Annotated in this window: 20 protein-coding genes; 14 read left to right on the top strand and 6 right to left on the bottom strand. The window is 68.8% G+C overall.

Annotated features, from left to right (window positions below; all coding sequences use genetic code 11):
* Positions 1–13: 13 nt before the first annotated feature.
* Positions 14–628, top strand: coding sequence for a class I SAM-dependent methyltransferase (locus DW307_RS11195; protein ID WP_136024760.1), 615 nt, complete (start codon positions 14–16; stop codon positions 626–628).
* A 27-nt stretch (positions 629–655) separates the two neighbouring features.
* Here DW307_RS11195 and DW307_RS11190 read toward each other — a convergent pair whose 3' ends face one another.
* The gene (locus DW307_RS11190; protein WP_136024759.1) at positions 656–1792 is read right to left on the bottom strand and encodes an epoxide hydrolase family protein; all 1137 of its coding nucleotides are present in this window, start codon (positions 1790–1792) and stop codon (positions 656–658) included.
* Positions 1793–1853: 61 nt separating this feature from the next.
* Between DW307_RS11190 and DW307_RS11185 the strand changes: the two genes are divergently transcribed.
* Complete coding sequence (locus DW307_RS11185) at positions 1854–2564, top strand: helix-turn-helix transcriptional regulator (protein WP_205810463.1); 711 nt, start codon at positions 1854–1856, stop codon at positions 2562–2564.
* Between the two features lie 3 nt (positions 2565–2567).
* On the opposite strand, the gene uxaC is transcribed toward DW307_RS11185, so the two are convergent.
* Together uxaC and DW307_RS11175 are read right to left on the bottom strand one after the other, a co-directional pair.
* On the bottom strand, positions 2568–3986 hold the full coding sequence (gene uxaC, locus DW307_RS11180) for a glucuronate isomerase (protein WP_136024758.1): 1419 nt from the start codon (positions 3984–3986) through the stop codon (positions 2568–2570).
* Positions 3983–5029 (bottom strand): LacI family DNA-binding transcriptional regulator, encoded by a 1047-nt coding sequence (locus DW307_RS11175; RefSeq protein ID WP_136024757.1) that lies wholly within the window; start codon positions 5027–5029, stop codon positions 3983–3985. Before DW307_RS11175 ends, uxaC begins: the two co-directional genes overlap by 4 nt.
* 116 nt (positions 5030–5145) lie before the next feature.
* Between DW307_RS11175 and DW307_RS11170 the strand changes: the two genes are divergently transcribed.
* The 9 genes from DW307_RS11170 to DW307_RS11130 are packed head-to-tail and all read left to right on the top strand — an operon-like array spanning position 5146 to position 14111.
* Positions 5146–6504 carry an ABC transporter substrate-binding protein gene (locus tag DW307_RS11170; protein ID WP_136024756.1) on the top strand — a complete coding sequence of 453 codons (1359 nt, stop codon included), beginning with the start codon at positions 5146–5148 and terminating at the stop codon, positions 6502–6504.
* Between the two features lie 18 nt (positions 6505–6522).
* Positions 6523–7449 (top strand): carbohydrate ABC transporter permease, encoded by a 927-nt coding sequence (locus DW307_RS11165; protein WP_136024755.1) that lies wholly within the window; start codon positions 6523–6525, stop codon positions 7447–7449.
* Complete coding sequence (locus DW307_RS11160) at positions 7449–8360, top strand: carbohydrate ABC transporter permease (RefSeq protein WP_029260728.1); 912 nt, start codon at positions 7449–7451, stop codon at positions 8358–8360. The genes DW307_RS11165 and DW307_RS11160 overlap by 1 nt, the downstream gene beginning before the upstream one ends.
* Positions 8357–9190: a sugar phosphate isomerase/epimerase family protein gene (locus DW307_RS11155; protein WP_021199442.1), complete on the top strand. Its 834-nt coding sequence runs from the start codon at positions 8357–8359 to the stop codon at positions 9188–9190. Before DW307_RS11160 ends, DW307_RS11155 begins: the two co-directional genes overlap by 4 nt.
* Entirely contained in the window at positions 9187–10305 is a 1119-nt protein-coding gene (locus DW307_RS11150) for a Gfo/Idh/MocA family protein (protein WP_136024754.1), read from the top strand. The genes DW307_RS11155 and DW307_RS11150 overlap by 4 nt, the downstream gene beginning before the upstream one ends.
* Positions 10302–11162, top strand: a complete 861-nt coding sequence (locus tag DW307_RS11145; protein ID WP_029260726.1) for a sugar phosphate isomerase/epimerase family protein — start codon at positions 10302–10304, stop codon at positions 11160–11162. Before DW307_RS11150 ends, DW307_RS11145 begins: the two co-directional genes overlap by 4 nt.
* Positions 11132–12385: a mannitol dehydrogenase family protein gene (locus DW307_RS11140; RefSeq protein ID WP_342588935.1), complete on the top strand. Its 1254-nt coding sequence runs from the start codon at positions 11132–11134 to the stop codon at positions 12383–12385. The genes DW307_RS11145 and DW307_RS11140 overlap by 31 nt, the downstream gene beginning before the upstream one ends.
* A complete protein-coding gene (manD, locus tag DW307_RS11135) occupies positions 12382–13620 on the top strand; it encodes a D-mannonate dehydratase ManD (protein ID WP_029267990.1) in 1239 nt (412 codons plus the stop codon). Before DW307_RS11140 ends, manD begins: the two co-directional genes overlap by 4 nt.
* Complete coding sequence (locus tag DW307_RS11130) at positions 13617–14111, top strand: gluconokinase (protein WP_240750616.1); 495 nt, start codon at positions 13617–13619, stop codon at positions 14109–14111. The genes manD and DW307_RS11130 overlap by 4 nt, the downstream gene beginning before the upstream one ends.
* A gap of 11 nt (positions 14112–14122) precedes the next feature.
* On the opposite strand, the gene DW307_RS11125 is transcribed toward DW307_RS11130, so the two are convergent.
* On the bottom strand, positions 14123–14578 hold the full coding sequence (locus DW307_RS11125; RefSeq protein ID WP_021199448.1) for an Lrp/AsnC family transcriptional regulator: 456 nt from the start codon (positions 14576–14578) through the stop codon (positions 14123–14125).
* A gap of 98 nt (positions 14579–14676) precedes the next feature.
* Here DW307_RS11125 and DW307_RS11120 point away from each other — a divergent pair, with 98 nt between their 5' ends.
* The 3 genes from DW307_RS11120 to DW307_RS11110 all read left to right on the top strand — a co-directional run bounded on the left by DW307_RS11120 (position 14677) and on the right by DW307_RS11110 (position 16619).
* Positions 14677–15300 (top strand): LysE family translocator, encoded by a 624-nt coding sequence (locus tag DW307_RS11120; RefSeq protein WP_136024752.1) that lies wholly within the window; start codon positions 14677–14679, stop codon positions 15298–15300.
* Positions 15301–15418: 118 nt separating this feature from the next.
* The gene (locus DW307_RS11115; RefSeq protein ID WP_136024751.1) at positions 15419–15880 is read left to right on the top strand and encodes a hypothetical protein; all 462 of its coding nucleotides are present in this window, start codon (positions 15419–15421) and stop codon (positions 15878–15880) included.
* 145 nt (positions 15881–16025) lie between these two features.
* On the top strand, positions 16026–16619 hold the full coding sequence (locus tag DW307_RS11110) for a hypothetical protein (RefSeq protein ID WP_029260721.1): 594 nt from the start codon (positions 16026–16028) through the stop codon (positions 16617–16619).
* A 57-nt stretch (positions 16620–16676) separates the two neighbouring features.
* On the opposite strand, the gene DW307_RS11105 is transcribed toward DW307_RS11110, so the two are convergent.
* Positions 16677–16904: an RNA-binding S4 domain-containing protein gene (locus tag DW307_RS11105; protein WP_021199452.1), complete on the bottom strand. Its 228-nt coding sequence runs from the start codon at positions 16902–16904 to the stop codon at positions 16677–16679.
* Between the two features lie 152 nt (positions 16905–17056).
* Positions 17057–17893 carry a hypothetical protein gene (locus DW307_RS11100; RefSeq protein ID WP_136024750.1) on the bottom strand — a complete coding sequence of 279 codons (837 nt, stop codon included), beginning with the start codon at positions 17891–17893 and terminating at the stop codon, positions 17057–17059.
* Positions 17894–17923 lie beyond the last annotated feature (30 nt).

The following is a 17923-nucleotide window of genomic DNA, read 5'->3' as shown; positions in this document are numbered from 1 at the left end:
AAGGGAGAGCGCCATGATGAACCACTCCGGAAGCGACGTGCGCATCCGCGACGGATACGCCGCGCGTGCCGGCGAGTACACGGAGCTGTTCGGCGACATCGGGCAGATGGACGACGTCGACCGCGAGCGCATCGGACGCTGGGCGGATGGCGTCGAGGGCCGCGTTCTCGATGCCGGGTGCGGCCCCGGGCACTGGACCGCCTTCCTCGTCGATCGAGGAGTCCACGCCGAGGGCATCGACCTCGTGCCGGAATTCATCGCCGATGCGTCCGCACGGTTCCCCCAGGTTCCGTATCGGGTGGCATCGCTGACCGACTCCGACGTCCCGGCGGGCTCACTCGGTGGCGTGCTCGCCTGGTACTCGCTGATCCATGCGGCTCCGGATGAGTTGCCGTCTCTGCTCGCGGCCGCTCGGCGCGCGATCCGCGAGGGCGGTCACCTGCTGATCGGGTTCTTCGACGGGAAGGACGGCGAACCGTTCCCGCACGCGGTCACCACGGCGCACTACTGGTCGGTGGACGGGATGTCGGCGCTGATCGAATGCGCGGGGTTCTCCGTGCTCGACAGCGATGCGCGGGTACAGGACGGACGGCGTCCGCACGCGTCGATCAGCGCCGTCGCGATCTGATCGCAGCGTGCGGACGTGCGGTGTCGATCAGGCGAGACTGCGGAAGAACTTCCGGATGTCCTCGGCGAGAAGCTCCGGCTCCTCCATCGCCGGGAAGTGCCCGCCCTCGGTGAACTCGCTCCAGTGGCTGATCGCACCGGTCGGATCCATCGTGCGCCGAATGAGCGGATGGGCGTCGAAGACAGCCCAGCCGGCCGGTACCCCTGCGGGCATGGCGAAGCCGACCTCGGCGTGCTCCGACTCGTAGAAGAACTGCGCGACTGAAGCGCCACTGCGGGTGAACCAGTACAGGCTGACATTCGTCAGGAGCTGGTCGCGATCCACGTCCGGTGCTCGGTGGCCGCTGTCGATCCTGCGGGCGAACTTCTCGACGATCCACGCGAGCTGACCGACGGGCGAGTCCGTGAGCGCCGGTCCGATCGTGTCCGGTCGATGGTTGTGCATGCCGATGTAGCCGCGCTCAGCCGCACTCGCGACGTGTGCAGCCTCGAGCTGGGCGAGCTCTTCCTCTGACAGGTCATCGGGGGCGGGGAACATGTTGCCGACCAGCCCGAGCCATACGCGGTCGCTGCCGAAGTGGGTGCCGATGACGCGGTCGGGGTGGATCCCTGCAAGTCGTCCGGTGATGCCCGTGCCGACGTCGGTGCCGTGGGTCGCGAACCGGTCGTAGCCGAAGCGTGTCATGATCTCGGCGTAGGCTTCCGCCGTCCGTGCGAGGTCCCACCCGGTGCCGGACAGCGGGTTCGAGAAGCCCAGGCCGGGCAGCGACGGGATGACCACGTGGAACTCGTCGGTCAGCAACGGGATCAGTCGCTGGTACTCGACGAACGACGCCGGCCAACTGTCGCTGAGGAGCAGCGGCGTGGCCTGCGGGTTCGCCGACCGCGCGTGGAGCACGTGGAACGTCTGGCCCTCGATGACCGTGGTGAACTGCTCGTGCATGTTGAGGGTCGCCTCTTGCGCCCGCCAGTCGAAGCCGTCGCGCCAGTACTCGGCGAGCTCCTTCAGATACGGAAGCGGGGTGCCCCGACGGAAGTCGGCGCGATCGTCTCGACCGGGCACGGCAAGCGGCCACCGTGTACGGGTCAGGCGATCGTGAAGATCATCGACGGCGCTGTGCGGGATGTCGATGTGGAAAGGGGTGAGGGAGGTGTTCTGGGTCATGCTGTTCACGCTCGCAGGCAATGCGGAAGAGCAGGTTCCGCATTTGCTGAGATGATCAGACATGCTCGAGACCTCGGCCCGTCTGCTGGAACTGCTGTCGTTGCTTCAGCTCAGACGGGACTGGACGAGTTCCGCACTCGCCGATCGACTGGGTGTGAGCACGAGGACCGTGCGCGCCGACATCGGCAAGCTCCGCTCGCTCGGCTATCCCGTGGACGCGCGTCCCGGAGTCGCCGGCGGGTACCGGCTGGCTGCGGGGGCGGCGATGCCTCCACTGCTGCTCGACGATGACGAAGCCGTCGCCGTCGCGGTCGGCCTGGGGGCGGCGGCGACCTGGCGGCTCGGCGTCGAAGAGACCTCGCTCACCGCCCTCGCCAAGCTGGAGCAGGTGATGCCCGCCCGCCTCCGCCGCCGTGTCGACGCGATCCGGAAGGCGACCAGCGTGGTTCCCGGGGCCGAACCCCCACTCGATCTCGCAGCACTCAGCACGGTCGCCGCGGCGATTCGCGGTCACGAACGGCTCCGCTTCGGCTACACGAAGCCGGGTGGCAGCGAAGAGCCGCGGCATGCCGAACCGCAGCGGCTGGTGAGCTGGGGGCCGGTCTGGTACCTGCTCGCGTGGGACCTCGATCGAGACGACTGGCGCATCTTCCGCGTCGATCGCATGATTCCGCGGGTGCCGACCGGGGTGCGCTTCCGACCCCGCGCGATCCCGGAGGGCGATGTCGTCGAGTACGTCGTGCGTCGTGTCACGGAGACCTCCACTTCGTGAGGCTCAGGCGGGAGCACTGGGCAGTCGGAAGGTCGTCCGCGGGATGTCGTCGACGAAGCGGTGCGCCAGCGCGAAGGCCTGCTCCTCGGTGAGGCGGTGCTCTGCGACGAGAGTGGACAGGTAGCCCGCATCGAGTCGTCGGGACATGTCGTGGCGAGCGGGGATCGAGCAGAAGGCCCGGGTGTCGTCGACGAAACCGCTCGTCTTGGTGAACCCGGCGCTGTCCGTCACCGACCTCCGGTAGCGGAAGATGGCGTCGGGGGTGTCGAGGAACCACCACGGCGCACCGGCGTAGACCGAAGGGTAGAAGCCGGCGAGTGGACCGATCTCTCGACTGAACGCGGTCTCGTCGACCGTGAACAGCACCATCCGGAACGTCTCGTTCGTGCCGAAGTCGTTGAGGATCGGGGTGAGCGGCCGCGTGAATGAGGCGACATCCGGCAGGTCGTGTCCGCTGTCCGGGCCGAACTGCGCGAGCGTGTCGCGGTGGTGGTTGCGGATCACGCCGGGGTGCAGCTGCATGACCAGTCCGTCCTCAGACGACATCTCGGCGAGTCGGTACAGCATGTTGCGGCGGTATGCCGTCGCGGCTTCCGCGGTGACGTCCCCCCGGAGCCCGGCGGCGTGGATGCGCTCGGCGTCGGCACTCGTCAGCGGCTGCGAGCCGGCGTCGAGCACACCGGTGTCGGTGGCCGTGCCGCCCGCCGCCCGGAATGCGGTCCGTCGGCGGCGCAGGGCGTCGAGCAGCCCGGCGTAGTTCCCGGCATCGGTGCCGGCAGCTTCCGACAGCTCCGAGAGTGCAGCCGACCATCCCTCAGCCGACGGGTCCATGTAGCGGTCGGCGCGAAACGTCGGAAGCACGTGTCCGCGGAAGGACGGATCGTCGCGCAGTCGTGCATGCGCGGCGAGGTCGTCGGCGGGGTCGTCGGTCGTCGCGAGCACCTCGATGCGGAAGCGCTCGAACAGCGCCCGTGGGTGGAATGCGGGGATTCGCAGTTGCGCGTCGATGTGTGCGTACAGCTCATCGGCATTGCCCGCGCTCGGCTGCTCGGTCACCCCGAACACCTCGGACAGCGACGACTCGAACCAGTAGCGCACCGGCGTTCCGAGGAAGACGTCCCAGTTCGCGCAGAACGCCCGCCACACCTCCTGCGGATCGGCGGGTGCGGCTCCGCGACCCAGCGCGCCGAGGGGCACGCCGACCGCGTGGAGCAGACGCAGCACATAGTGGTCGGGCGTGATCAGCAGCGTCGCGGGATCGGGGAAGGGCTGGTCGTCGGCGAGCAACGCAGCGTCGACGTGCCCGTGCGGGGAGAGGATCGGCGCCGCGGCGACGGTGTCGTACAGCTTTCGGGCGAGCTCGCGCACGCCGGGATCGGCGGGGAGGAGTCGGTCGGCGTGCGGGCTGAGCGCAGTGTTCATGAGTCTCCTCCAGGGGTGCGGCGGGGTGCGGAGCCGGTCGACTCCCGCACGGTCAGGTGGGTGGGCAGTGCGGCGATGTGCCGTCGGTTGAGCGCGCCCGCTCCGATGCGCTCGCTCTGCAGGCGGTCGAGCAGCATCGACACGGACAGGCGTGCGGCCTGCTCGATCGGAGCGGTGAGGGTCGTGAGTGGCGGGTTGCAGAAGTCGGCGCCGAAGATGTCGTCGCAGCCGACGATGCTCATGTCCTCCGGAACGCGCACGCCGCGTTCCTTGAGCCGGATCAGCATGCCGATCGCGAGGAGGTCGTTGAAAGCCACGCAGGCGGTCGCACCGGTGTTCAGCGCGGCATCCGCCGCCGCCGCTCCCGCCTTCGTGCGGGGCTGGTACGGCCCCACCTTCGTGTGCTCGATCCCGAGGCGCTCGCACGCGGCCGCCACGGCCCGCCAGCGGAGATTGCTCGCCCAGCTGGTCGGGGGACCGGCCACGTAGCAGATGCGTCGATGCCCCAGGGAGGCGAGGTGCTCGACGGCCTGGTCGAAGCCGAGCGGCGTGTCGATGAACACCGACGGCACTCCGGGCACGGCACGGTTCAGGGCCACGAGGGGGAGCTCGGTGCTGAGCTCGGCCAGCCGCTCGTCGGACAGGCGGGACGCGGTCAGGATCGCTCCGTCGTAGGAGCTGCGCAGTTCTTCGAGGGTGCTCTCCTCCATCTCGGGCGACTCCTCGGTGTGCACCAGGATCTGCGAGTAGCCCGCCACCCGCAGGGCCTGCTGGGTACCGCGGATGATCCCGAAGTAGAACGGGTTCGTGACGTCGGAGACCAGCACGGCGACCATGCGGGTCGACGGCGTCGATGCCGTGCCGCAGGCGGCGGTGGGCGTGTAGCCGAGGTCCTTCGCGACGCGGATGATGCGGTCGCGGGTGCCGGGGTTGCCACGGCCGGGGACGGCGAGGGCGCGCGACGCCGTGGAGATCGCGACGCCGGCGGCATCGGCCACATCGGCGAGCGTCGGCCGGTGCGAAGGCGGTGTGGGGGACGACATGGGGCAACAGAATCACAAGATGGCAATTACTGGCAATGAATTGCTAACAATTGCCACGCTTGCCTACCTTGGCGAAGACGCAGTCACGTCCACTCACTGTCTCGAAGGAGAGTTCAATGAAGTCTCGACCCCTGATCGCCCTCGGGGCGATGGCCGCAGCAGCGATCGCGTTGACCGCATGCTCGGGATCCACCGCCGGCACGGACGACGGCGACGCCGGTGGCACCGTCGACGGGACCGGCCAGACGCTCACGGTGATGATGGCCGCGAACGGCCTATACCCCGAGCAGCAGAAGGAGTGGTTCGGGAAGGTCTCCGATGCCTTCGAGGAGAAGACCGGAGCGAAGGTCGAGTTCGAGACCTTCGCGAGCGCCAACGACGAGCTGACGAAGATCCAGACTTCTGTGCTCTCCGGACAGGGTCCCGACGTCTACGGACTCGGCACCACTTTCACCCCGACCGCGTACGCGACGGGCGCCTTCGTGAAACTCACCGAGGCCGACTGGGACAAGGTGGGAGGCCGCGACCGCTTCGTGCCGTCGACCCTGGGCATCTCCGGCCCGAGCGAGAAGGACGAGATCGCCGTCCCGTTCGTGAGTCGTCCGTTCGTGATGGCCTACAACACCGAGCTGCTCGCCGCCGCCGGGATCGACGAGCCGCCCACGACGTGGGACGAGTTGACCGCCGCTGCCGCGAAGATCGAATCCGGAGACGTGCACGGTCTCGCGATCGGATACGCCGACAGCTTCGACCCCTGGAAGTTCGTCTGGGGCATGAGCGTGCAGGCGGGCAATCCGCTGATCGATGTCGAGGCCAAGAAGGCGGAGATCGACGATCCCGCCGTGGCCGCCGCCTACGACACCTACTTCGGCTGGTACCAGGACGGACTCGTCGACCCGGCAGCCATCGGGTGGAAGAACGCCCAGGCCGTCGCCGCCTTCGCCGAGGGCAAGGCCGCCTTCCTTCCCATGACCTCGGCGAACTCGAAGCCCACGTTCGCGGGTTCCCCCGTCGCCGACTCCTACGCCTACGCCCTCCTCCCGACCATCCCGCCGGGGGAGACCGAGTTGCCCAAGGACGGAGAGGAAGCGGCCAGCATCCTCTCGGGAGACAACCTCGTGGTCGCCCAGTACTCGCCGAACCAGGACCTCGCGTTCGCGTTCATCGAGATGCTCACCAGCACCGAGTCGCAGCTCGACTACTTCGACACGTTCGGCGAGCTGCCGACGGGGGTGGAGGCGGCCGCACAGGTCGAGAAGGACAACCCCGATCTGAGCGCCAACGTGCAGGCGGCCTCGCAGTCGGTCGCCACTCCGTTCACGGGCGCCTGGGGTGACACGCAGCTCGCGCTGACCAACGTCGTCGTGCAGTCGCTGCCCGCGTTGCAGGGGGGAACGCTCAGCCAGAGCGACATCGCCGCGGCGATCGCCGAGGCCCAGGCGAGTTCGCAGTCCGCGCTGGACAAGTCCAAGTAGCGACGCGAGGACCCGCACATGGCGATCGCGACCGATACGCGTCGGAAACGCACCGACGACACCCCGCCGAGCGAGCGGCCCCGCCCGCTGTGGATGCTGCTCCCCGGCGGGGTGCTGATGACGCTGCTGATCCTGGTGCCGCTGCTGCTCGCCTTCTGGATCTCGATGCTCGATCTCGACCAGTACACGATCAGGCAGTGGCTGCAGGCGCCGTTCGTCGGCCTGGGAAACTTCGTCGAGGCGTTCTCCACTTCTCCGCTGGTGCGGGGGATCTGGCTGAGCGTCAGCTACGCACTGATCGTGTCGGTCGCGGCGATCCCCCTCGGCGTCACGGCGGCGCTGGCCACGCAGAACGCCTTCCGCGGCCGTGGGCTGGTGCGCTCGGTGTACCTGATCCCGTACATCCTCCCCGCGTTCGTCGTGGCGACCGTCTTCCGGGCGATGTTCCAGCCCGAGGGCGTCGTGGACGAGGCCTTCGGCGTCTTCGGCGTCGATCCGGGGCTGTGGTTGAACGGACCGCAGAGCTATTGGACCCTGGTGATCACGCAGCTCTGGGTGAGCTGGCCGTTCGTGTATCTGCTGACCCTCGCCGGTCTCCAGGCGGTGGATGCGGAGGTGCACGAGGCGGCGGCGCTCGACGGCGCCGGCTGGGGGATCAAGCTGCGCAAGGTGATCCTGCCGTACCTGCGCGGATCGATCCTGCTGGCCTTCATCCTCACGTTCCTGCACAGCATCAACGCCTTCACGATGCCGTTCGTGCTCTTCGGGATCCCGGCCCCCGTCGATGTCGAGGTCCTGCCGGTCCTCACCTACGTCACGGCGTTCCAGAGCTTCCGGTTCGGGCTCTCCGCGGCGATGGCGGTCGCCTCTCTCGCGATCGTCGCGATCCCCCTGTTCGTCTACCTGCGCGCTGTGCGCCTCGACACCGGAGAGGACGCGAAGTGATGAGCGTCACCACCACGATCGCGCAGGTCAACCCGCGCCGGAGCCGCCCGGGCGGTCACAGCCAGGTCGACCGCCTGCTGCCGCGTCCGCTTCTCGTGGCCGCGAACGTCTTCCTGTGCCTGGTCGTCTTCGGGCCCGTCTCGTACATGCTGTTCGCCTCGATCAACGCCGATGTCGCGGTCGCCGGAGGCGCGTACTGGCCGACCGAGCTGCGTCTCGACAACTACATCAAGGTCTGGCGCAGTGTCGATCTCGCCGGAGGTCTGGCCAACAGCCTGCTGATCTGCGGGGCGGTCGCGGTCGTCTGCGCGGCCGTGGCCGTGTCGATGGCCTGGGTGCTGGTGCGATTCACCTTCATCGGACGCGTCACGATCCTTCGGGGTCTGCTCGGCCTGCAGTCGGTTCCGGGAACCCTCATGCTGCTGCCGGTGTTCGTGATGTTCTCGACGCTGTCGTCGGTGCTGCGCATCCCCACCATCGGCACGCACTGGTCGGTGTTCGTCACCTACCTCACCTTCGCGCTGCCGTTCTCGACCTGGGTGATGGTGACGTACATCCGCGGGCTGCCGCGCGAGCTCGAAGAAGCCGCCCGCATCGACGGCGCCTCCAACTTCCGCGTCCTCACCCGCATCGTGCTGCCGCTGAGCTGGCCCGGGATCGTGGTCTCCGCGATCTTCGCGTTCCTGCAGGGGTGGAACGACGTGCTGTTCGCCTCGGTCATGACCAACCGCGACAGCCGGACCGCCGCGGTGGCCCTGCAGATCTTCGGCGCGACGCAGGAGACGGGTGCGGTGCCGCTGTACGGACAGATGATGGCGGCCTCGCTCATCTGCGCCATCCCCGTCGTCGTGTTGTATCTCGTGTTCCAGCGTTATCTCGTAGGCGGTCTCACCGCAGGAGGAGTGAAATGACCCCGTGGAAGCTCTCAGGATTCGGTGACGAGATCGATCCCGATCCGGCCGTGCAGATCGCCGTGCTCCAGGCGCTCGGCGCGCGGCACATCGAGGTGCGCAGCGCGTGGGGGGTGAACATCGTCGATCTCGATGAGTCTCAGCTGACGCAGCTCGCGGCCGTCGTGCGCGAACGCGGCATGTCGGTCTCGGCGGTCGCCTCGCCGATCGGCAAGGTCGACGTGTCCCTACCGGTGGAGCACGAGGTCGGTCGACTGCAGCGGGCGATCCGTGCCGCCGACGTCCTGGAGACCCCGTATATCCGCATCTTCTCGTTCTTCCGCGACGAGAACCTTTCGGCCGAAGACATCCGCGACGACGTGCTCGTGCGCATGGCGGCGCTCGCGCGCACCGCCGAGGCGGCCGGGGTCACCCTCGTGCACGAGAACGAGAAGGACATCTACGGCGACATCCCCGCACGCGTGCTCGACGTGATCGAGTCGGTCGGTTCGGACCGGCTGCGCATCGCCTGGGACAACGCCAACTTCGTGCAGGTCGGCGTCCGTCCGTTCACCGACGGCTACGCGATGCTGCGACCGCACCTCGAGTATCTGCAGCTGAAGGATGCGCTCGCAGCGACCGGCGAGGTGGTCCCGGTGGGCGAGGGCGACGGCGAGCTGCGCGAGACCCTCACCGCCCTGCGCGACGACGGCTATGCGGGGTTCGCCTCGCTCGAACCGCACCTCGCCGACGTGAACGCCCTCGGCGGGTTCTCCGGCCCCGAGGCCTTCGGCCGCGCCGGTCGGGCCCTGCGCACCCTCACGGACGAGATCGGAGTGACCCTCTCATGACCGACGCAATCCTCGACGTCGCGATCGTGGGATGCGGCATCATCGGCGTCAATCATGCCCGAGCGATCGCGAGCACTCCCGGCCTGCGCATCGTCGCCGTCGTCGACGAGGTGCCGGCGGCGACCGCACGGCTGGCCGACCTCGTCGTCGACGAGCTGGGCGGCGCGCGACCGTCGGCCCACGCCGAGATCGAGTCGATCCCCGCCGATGTCGACATGGTCGTGATCTGCACCCCGAGCGGCTCCCATCTCGAGCTCGCCGAACGGGCGGTCGCCCGCGGGATGCACGTCGTGCTGGAGAAACCCCTCGACGTGTCGATGGAGCGCGGCCGCCGATTAGCGGAGATCGCCAGGGACGCGGAGACGCGCGGCATCCGGATCTCGGTGATCAGCCAGCACCGCTTCGACCCCGGTGCCGTGGCCGTCGCCGACGCCGCCCACTCCGGACGCCTGGGACGGATCACGAGCGCGGTGGCCTCGGTGCCCTGGTGGCGCTCTCAGGAGTACTACGACTCGGGCGCCTGGCGAGGCACCTGGGAGCTCGACGGCGGAGGCGCCGTCATGAACCAGGGCGTGCACACCGTCGATCTGCTGCTGTGGTTCCTCGGCATGCCGGTCGAGGTGTTCGCCCACACCGCGCTGCTCGCGCACGAGCGGGTCGAGGTCGAAGACGTCGCCGTGGTCACGGTGCGCTTCGAATCGGGGGCGCTCGCCGTGCTGCACGCCACGACCGCGGCCTTCCCCGAGCAGCCGGTGCGGCTGGCTGTGCACGGTGCACAGGGGACCGGCATCATCGAGAACGACCAGCTCGCCCGGCTGTGGATCGACGGCGAGCCGACCGACCGCAGCGCCGACTGGGTGCCGGAGGGGCATCGACTCGGCGACGACCGCAACCCGCAGGCATTCGCCGAGGGCCACGCCCGTCAGTACGCCGACATCGTCGAGAGCATCCGCGACGGGCGGGCTTCCCGCGTCGGGGTGCCCGAGGCGCTGCGGGCGCTCGCCGTCGTGCGCGGCATCTACGTCTCGGCGACCACCGGCTCGCCGGTGCGCATCGCCGACCTGATCGACGGCACCGTCGACGACACGAACGTGCGGACAGGAGGCATCGCATGAAGTTCTCCGTGTTCACCGCGGCGACCCCCGACTGGGAGCCCGCGGAAGCGGCCCGCCGCATCGCCGCGATCGGCTACGACGGCATCGAGTGGCGCATCACCGACCAGGACGAGGCGGATCCGCCCGGGTTCTGGGCCGGGAACCGGGCGACCTGGCCGCTCACCGGGCTCGAGGGGTCGGTCGCCGAGATCGCCCGCATCACCCGCGAGGCCGGGCTGGAGTTCAGCGGCATCGGCGGCTACGCGCTCGCGCCCGACCGGGACGACGTGCTGCGGACGCTCTGGGCGACGGCGGACCTCGGTGCGCGTCAGGTGCGCGTGCGCATCCCCTTCAACGACGCCCAGGACTATCGCTCGGTGTTCGCGCAGACCAGGGACGACCTGGAGTGGGCCGCGGAACAGGCGGGGACACTCGGCGTGAAGGTGCTGGTCGAGCTGCACCACCAGACGATCTCGTCGTCGGCGTCGGCCGCCCTCCGGCTGGTCGACGGCATCGATCCGCGCACCATCGGCGTGATCCACGACCTCGGCAATCTCGTGATCGAAGGACAGGAGGACACTCGGGCCGGGCTCCAGCTTCTGGGCGAGTACCTCGCTCACGTGCACGTGAAGAACGCGGTCTGGCAGCGCACCGGGCAGACCGGGCTCGATGGAGATGTGCGCTGGGAGTCGGTGTGGGTGCCGCTGCGCGAGGGCATCGCCAGTGTGCCGGACTACTTCCGTGCTCTCGCCGAGGTCGGGTACGACGGCTGGGTGACGCTGGAGGACTTCTCGACGGATGCTCCGCTGGAAGAGCGACTGGTCGACGACCTCGCCTTCCTCCGCGCGTGCGCCGGTGCCGCGGGCATCGGATCGTGACCGGGCCGGCGCGCACGCAGCATCCCCCGGTCCGTGCCGCTCATCTGGGGATGGGCGCCTTTCACCGCGCCCATCAGGCTTGGTACACCCAGCAGGTGAACGACCGCGCAGGCGCGGACGACGGCTGGGGCATCGCCGCTTTCACCGGACGCACCCCCGAGGCTGCGGAACTGCTGTCACGGAACGACGGCGTCTACACGGTGCTGGAGCGTTCGGCCGAGGGGGATCGGGCGACGACCGTGCAGTCGATCGTGCGCGCGGTCCCCGGAGCGGATGAGGCGTCCTGGCTCGCCGTGCTCGCCGATCCGCAGGTCGCCGTGCTGACCGTCACCGTCACCGAGGCCGGGTACTCCGCCGGTTCCGCGGTGCCCGGACGCATCGCCGACGGCCTCATCGCTCGGGCGGACGCCGACGCAGGACCCCTCGCGGTCGTGAGCTGCGACAACCTGCCGGGGAACGGCCGCGTGCTGCGTGACGCGGTGCTCAAGGCCGCCGGCACCGAGGCTGCGCGCATCTCGGACACCGCGTCGTTCGTCGACACCGTGGTCGACCGGATCACGCCGGCCGTCACGGCAGCCGACATCGATGCCGTGCGGAAGCTCACCGGCCTCGACGATCCCTCCACCGTCGTGACCGAGCCGTTCACGGAGTGGATCCTCGCCGGAGAGTTCCCCGGCGGCGCACCGGACTGGGCGCAGGGCGGTGCACGATTCGTGGCCGACGTGGGTCCGTATGAAGAGCGCAAGCTCTACCTGCTCAACGCCGGCCACAGCTTCCTCGCGGCCGCTGGTCGTCTGCGCGGATATGAGACGATCGCCGAGGCGTTCGACGACCGCGACCTCCGTGGCGACACCGAAGCGCTCTGGGCCGCCCAGCGGACCGCGGTCGATCTGCCTGTCGCAGAGCTCGACGGATGGCTCGGCGACCTGCGCGTCCGCTTCGCGAACCCGCGCATCGCCCATCGACTCGACCAGATCCGCCGCGACAGCCCGATCAAGGTGGCGCTGCGACTCGTGGCTCCCGTGCGCCGGCGGCGTGAGGACGGCCTCGCCGTCGACGACGCACAGGTGCACGCCCTGGAGACCTGGATCCGCTCGCTCCTCGAACTCGACCCGACCGACACCGCGACGGCCGCCGTCGCGCGCACCATCGGCGCCGTGCCCGAGAGCGATCGCACGCGCACCGTCATCGACCACCTCACTCCCGAAGGGACCCTCGCATGAGCATCGACAAGGCTGAGGTCATCGTCACCAGCCCGGACCGGAACTTCGTCACCCTCAAGCTCACGACCGCCGACGGCGTCTCGGGCCTCGGCGACGCGACCCTCAACGGGCGTGAGCTCGCCGTCGTCGCGTACCTCACTGAACACGTCGTCCCGCTGCTGATCGGCGCCGACGAAGACCGCATCGAGGACACCTGGCAGTTCCTCTATCGGAGCGCGTACTGGCGGCGAGGCCCCGTCACGATGGCCGCCGTCGCCGCGGTCGACATGGCACTCTGGGACATCAAGGGCAAGAAGGCGGGGATGCCGGTCTACCAGTTGCTGGGCGGGGCATCGCGTTCCGGCCTGCTCGCCTACGGTCATGCCTCGGGAAAAGAGCTGCCCGAACTCTTCGACTCCGTGCGCGCGCACCTCGACCAGGGGTATCGGGCGATCCGCATCCAGACGGGTGTTCCCGGGCTCAAGGCCATCTACGGCATCGCCTCGCAGGCCGCAGACGCCGGGGGCGGCGAAGCCCGGTACGACCACGAGCCGGCCCGGCGGGGTGCGAAGCCGGTCGAGGAGGATTGGGACACCCGCGCCTATCTGAACCACCTGCCGGGCGTCTTCGAGGCGGTGCGCAACGAGTTCGGCCCCGACATCCCCCTGCTACACGACGGCCACCACCGGATGACGCCCATCCAGGCGGCGAAGCTCGGCAAGGCACTCGAACCGTACGACCTCTTCTGGCTCGAGGACTGCACCCCCGCCGAGAACCAGGAGGCGCTGCGGCTCGTGCGTCAGCACACGACGACACCCCTCGCGATCGGCGAGATCTTTAACACCGTCTGGGACTTCAAGGACATCATCCGCGATCAGCTCATCGACTACGTGCGCGGCGCCGTGACGCACATGGGCGGCATCAGCCCGCTGAAGAAGACGCTCGACTACGCGGCGATGTATCAGATCAAGTCCGGCATGCACGGGCCCACCGACATCTCGCCGGTCGGCATGGCGGCGGCGATGCACCTCGGCCTCGCCATCCACAACTTCGGCATCCAGGAGTACATGCAGCACGGCTCGCGCACCGACAGGGTGTTCCAGCAGTCCTTCACCTGGCGCGAAGGCCTGCTGCACCCGGGCGACAAGCCGGGCCTGGGCGTCGAGCTCGACGTCGACGAGGCGGGAAAGTACCCGTATGAGCGGGCCTATCTGCCGTACAACCGTCTGGCGGATGGAACGGTGCACGACTGGTGACCAGCGAGTCTCGGCCGATCGTCGTCATGGGGGTGTCCGGGGTGGGCAAGACCACGGTGGGGCGGGAACTCGCGCGCCGGATGGGTGTCGCGTTCATCGATGCGGATGATCTGCACGGGCCGGAGAACATCGCGAAGATGGCAGCCGGTGCTCCGCTCGACGACGACGACCGATGGCCGTGGCTCGACCGGGTGGGGGCGGCGCTCGCCGCAGATCCGGCGGTCGTCGTCGCCTGCTCGGCCCTGAAGCGCAGCTACCGTGACCGGCTGCGCGCCTCGGCCCCGACCGTCTTCTTCGTGCACCTCGACGCGCCCCGAGAACGGGTGGTCGCGCAGACCACCGCGCGCCGGGACCACTTCATGCCGCCTGCGCTGCTGGCGTCGCAGCTGCAGGCGCTGGAGCCCCTCGGGCCGGACGAGCAGGGGATCGCGGTGACCGTGGATGCCGCGCCCGAAGAGCTCGTGGAACGCATCTGCCAGGCCCCCGTCTGACCGCACCCGCCTCAGGGGATCGGCACCGCCCGGTCCGCTCCGAGGCGCTTCATGACCATGGTCGAAGTGAGCCGCTGCACGCCCGGCAGGGCCCCGAGGGTGTTGTCGTAGAGCTCCTGGTAGGCACTCATGTCGCGGGTGAGGATGCGCAGCATGTAGTCGGGGTCGCCGAACAGGCGCTGGGCCTCGACCACCGCGGGGATCGCCACGACCGCCTCCTCGAACGCCACGATCGTGTCCTTGTCGGTGCGTCCGATCGTCACGAACACGATGGCCTCGAACGTGAGGCCGACGGCTGCGGGCGCGACGACCGCGCGGTATCGCTCGATCGCTCCGGACTGCTCCAGTTCCTTGAGTCGGCGATGGCATGCGGACAGGCTCAACCCGACCTGGGAGGCGAGGTGCGTCGCACTCATCCGTCCGTCATCCTGCAGCAGGGAGAGGATCTCCCGGTCAAGTGCGTCCATGGTGACAATTCTTGCAGGTGAAGGGCGCGATCACCCGAAGAATCGGAGCACCTTTCGCGTGATCCTTCGTAGTCTCTTCCTCGGATTGAGGAGGACCGATGGATATCGCTCTGGTCATGCAGTTCTGGGTGGTTGCCGTGATGCTGGCGCTGACCCCCGGAGCGGACTGGGCGTATGCGATCTCCGCCGGCCTGCGCGCCCGCTCGATCGCGCCGTCCATCCTCGGGATGATCGCCGGGTACACCGTCGTGATCGTCGCCGTCGCGCTCGGTCTCGGAGCGCTGGTCACCGCGTATCCGGTCACCCTCACGACCCTGACCGTGATCGGCGCGCTCTATCTGATCTTCCTCGGTGCGACGACGCTGGCCACACGCCCTGCGCCGATCGCGGAGAGCGGCGAACCGGTCGCCACCGGGGGGTGGGGGCAGTTCCTGCGGGGATCCGGTGTGAGCGGGATCAACCCGAAGGGGCTCCTGCTGCTGCTCGCCCTGTTGCCGCAGTTCACGAGCCCGCACGGCTGGCCGTCGACGACGCAGATGCTCGCCCTCGGCGGCTTGCACCTGCTCAACATCGCGATCGTCTACACGACAGTGGGGCTGCTCGCCCGTCGTCTCCTGCGCACCCGGCCGCGTGCGAGCTCTGTGGTCACCCGGATCGCGGGCATCGCCATGACCGTCATCGGCGTCGGCATCCTCGCGGAGCAGGTGATCGAGTGGCTGTGAGCGCCTACGTCTCTCTCCCGTCGATGCCGTCTTTTCTCCGGTCGATACCGTCTGCGACCTCGACCTGCCGCAGTAGCGTCGGAGGGAGGGCGGCGATCGGCGGGAGAAGAGGGGCTTCATGACTTCCAGTGGACGGACGAACGCGGCTCTGCAATTGCTGCTGCCGGCGTTCCTGCTCGGGGCGATCATCGCGATCTCCTTCCTCGAAGCCCCGTTGAAGTTCCTCGCGCCCGGCGTCACGATCCCGATCGGTCTCGGCATCGGTCGACTCGTCTTCACCGCGCTGAACGTGCTCGCGGGTGTCGTCCTGGTCGTGCTCACAGCCGTGAGTGCCCGGGCGAAGGCCGGACGCACGACCCTGGTGATCCTCGGTGTGATCTGGCTGGTGTTCCTTCTCGAGATCGCCGTCATCCGCCCGGTGCTCAACCGGCGCAGCGATCTGGTGATCGCCGGGGCCGAGGCGCCGGGGACGAATTGGGCGCACTATGCGTACATCGCCGCCGACGTGGCGATCATCGGGCTCCTCATCGCATTGGTCGTCGTCACCGTGCGGCGGGTCCTGCCGTCGGAAGCGCGATAGTCGACCGCTCCGCACCTCTTCCGAAAGCCCACGCATTCCGATCTATCGGCATACAGATTCCCTGAACGCGGCCACCTCCATCACAGCAGTGAAATGTTGAATGTTGCCGGCCGGATCCTGGCCGGACATCAACCGGAGGAACACCATGAAACTGAAGAACCGAATCGCCGCTACCGGCATCACCATCGCCCTGGCCGCGGGTGTCGCGCTCATCGGCGCACCGGCCGCCAACGCTGCCGAAGCCCAGGTCGACAACTACGGAGCCGTGAACTACCCCTTCGCGCCGAGCGATGACACGAGCGTCGGCCAGGCGGGAATCGGCTGGGTGCGACTTGCCGACGGCACGCTGGGCCAGGAGTCCGAGCAGACCTTCGGATCGGCCGCGAAGGTCACTCTCGACGACAACGTCGATGTGGTCCAGGCCGGAGAGAAGGTGCGCATCACGGTCACCGCGACCAACCGCTCCAGCTTCACTCGCCTGATCTCCACGGCGATCCCGACGGCCTACGGTCTGACCGTGACCGGTGCCGAATCGTCCCTCGGCGAGCCAATCGTCAGCAGCAGCCATGTCTTCGCCTCCTTTGGCGAGCTGGAGCCGGGCGAGACCGGCACGGCGGTCATCACGGCCGAGGTCGGTGACGTCGCCCCCGGAACCACTCTGCAGACCCGCGCCTACGTCTATCAGGACCTCTCGGGTCCGATGTCGCAGATCAGCGACACGAACACCGTCATCGGCTGAATCGGCCGCTGACACGTGCGGTGGGTTCTTCGGAATCCACCGCATTTCGCTGTTCGGTCAGGGGCGGACGCGGACCGTGCGTCCCTCGAAGGTCACCAGGTCGCCGTCGCGCAGCTGACGCCCGCGTCGGCGATCGACCTCGCCGTTCACGGTGACGTATCCGTCGATGATCACCTCTTTGGCGTCGCCGCCGGAATCGAGGAGGCCGGCGAATTTGAGGAACTGCCCGAGGCGGATCACCTCACCGCCGATGGAGATGTCGTCGATCGGTGCGGAGTTCGTCATCCTTGAATGCTAATCGGCTTCGACCGAGTCCGGATGCGACGATGCCGCCGCCCGTGCGGGCGGCGGCATCGTCTCGAGTCGGGCGCATCGGGTTCGCCCGACAGGACGCAGGGGGCTGCTCCTCGAACGGCTCGGTCCCCTCCTCGAGCGACTCAGTCGGTGTCGGTTCCGACGACCGCGAAGTCGACGCCGAAGTCGATGTCGATCGAACGGTTGTCCGACGTGAGGACGGAGGCGTCGTAGGGGCTCACGTCGTCGCCGTCGACATCGAGGTCGGTGATCATGCCTTCGGCCTCGGCGAGTGCCGCCGAGACGAGGGCGCGGATCGTCTCGTCGTCGAGCGTGAGCGCGGGGCCGGTGTCATCGCCGTCGGCCACATCGGTCGAGATGACGGATGCGGCGAGGTCCTTGTCGACACGGACCTCGGTCTCATCGCCCGCGGTCGTCGTGAGCTGCACCTCCCACGTACCGTCGCGCTTCGCATCGATCGAGGTGACCTCGCCGTCGGCGGCTCCGCGTGCCGCATCCGCGATCGTGATGAGTTCGTCGGCGGATGCCGTACCGATGCCTGTCACCGGGCCGCGGCCGTTCGAGGGGGCGTCGCCGCGGTCGTCGCCGCGGTTGCCCTCACGCGGGGCGTGGTCATCCGCGTCGTCGTGGCGGGGACCGTCGGACATGGAGGAGCGGTCGTCGTCGCCGAACTCGTCGCCGATCGCGGCACCGACGGCGATGCCGCCACCTGCGAGGACCACGGCTGCCGCGATGCCCCCGCCGATGAGCAGTGCGCGCTTGCGCCCGGGCTTCGGTGCGGATGTCGTGGGGACGGCGACCGGCTCCGCCGCGGGGAAGGTCGGGTGGTGACCGGCACCCGCGTTCGGGGCTGCCGCATCCGGAGTCGGGGTCACCGGTACGGTCTGCGCATCCGGGGTGCCCTGTGCGGTCTGGTCGGAAGCTGGCGTCTGGTCGGGAGTGGGTGTCTTGTCGTCCATGTCTCGATGGTGCCGCGCAGGCGCTGAAGC

It is taken from the genome of Microbacterium sp. K27, from assembly GCF_004794435.1.
Classification (GTDB): Bacteria; Actinomycetota; Actinomycetes; order Actinomycetales; family Microbacteriaceae; genus Microbacterium; species Microbacterium maritypicum_A.
This window is presented reverse-complemented; position numbering and strand designations above follow the sequence as displayed.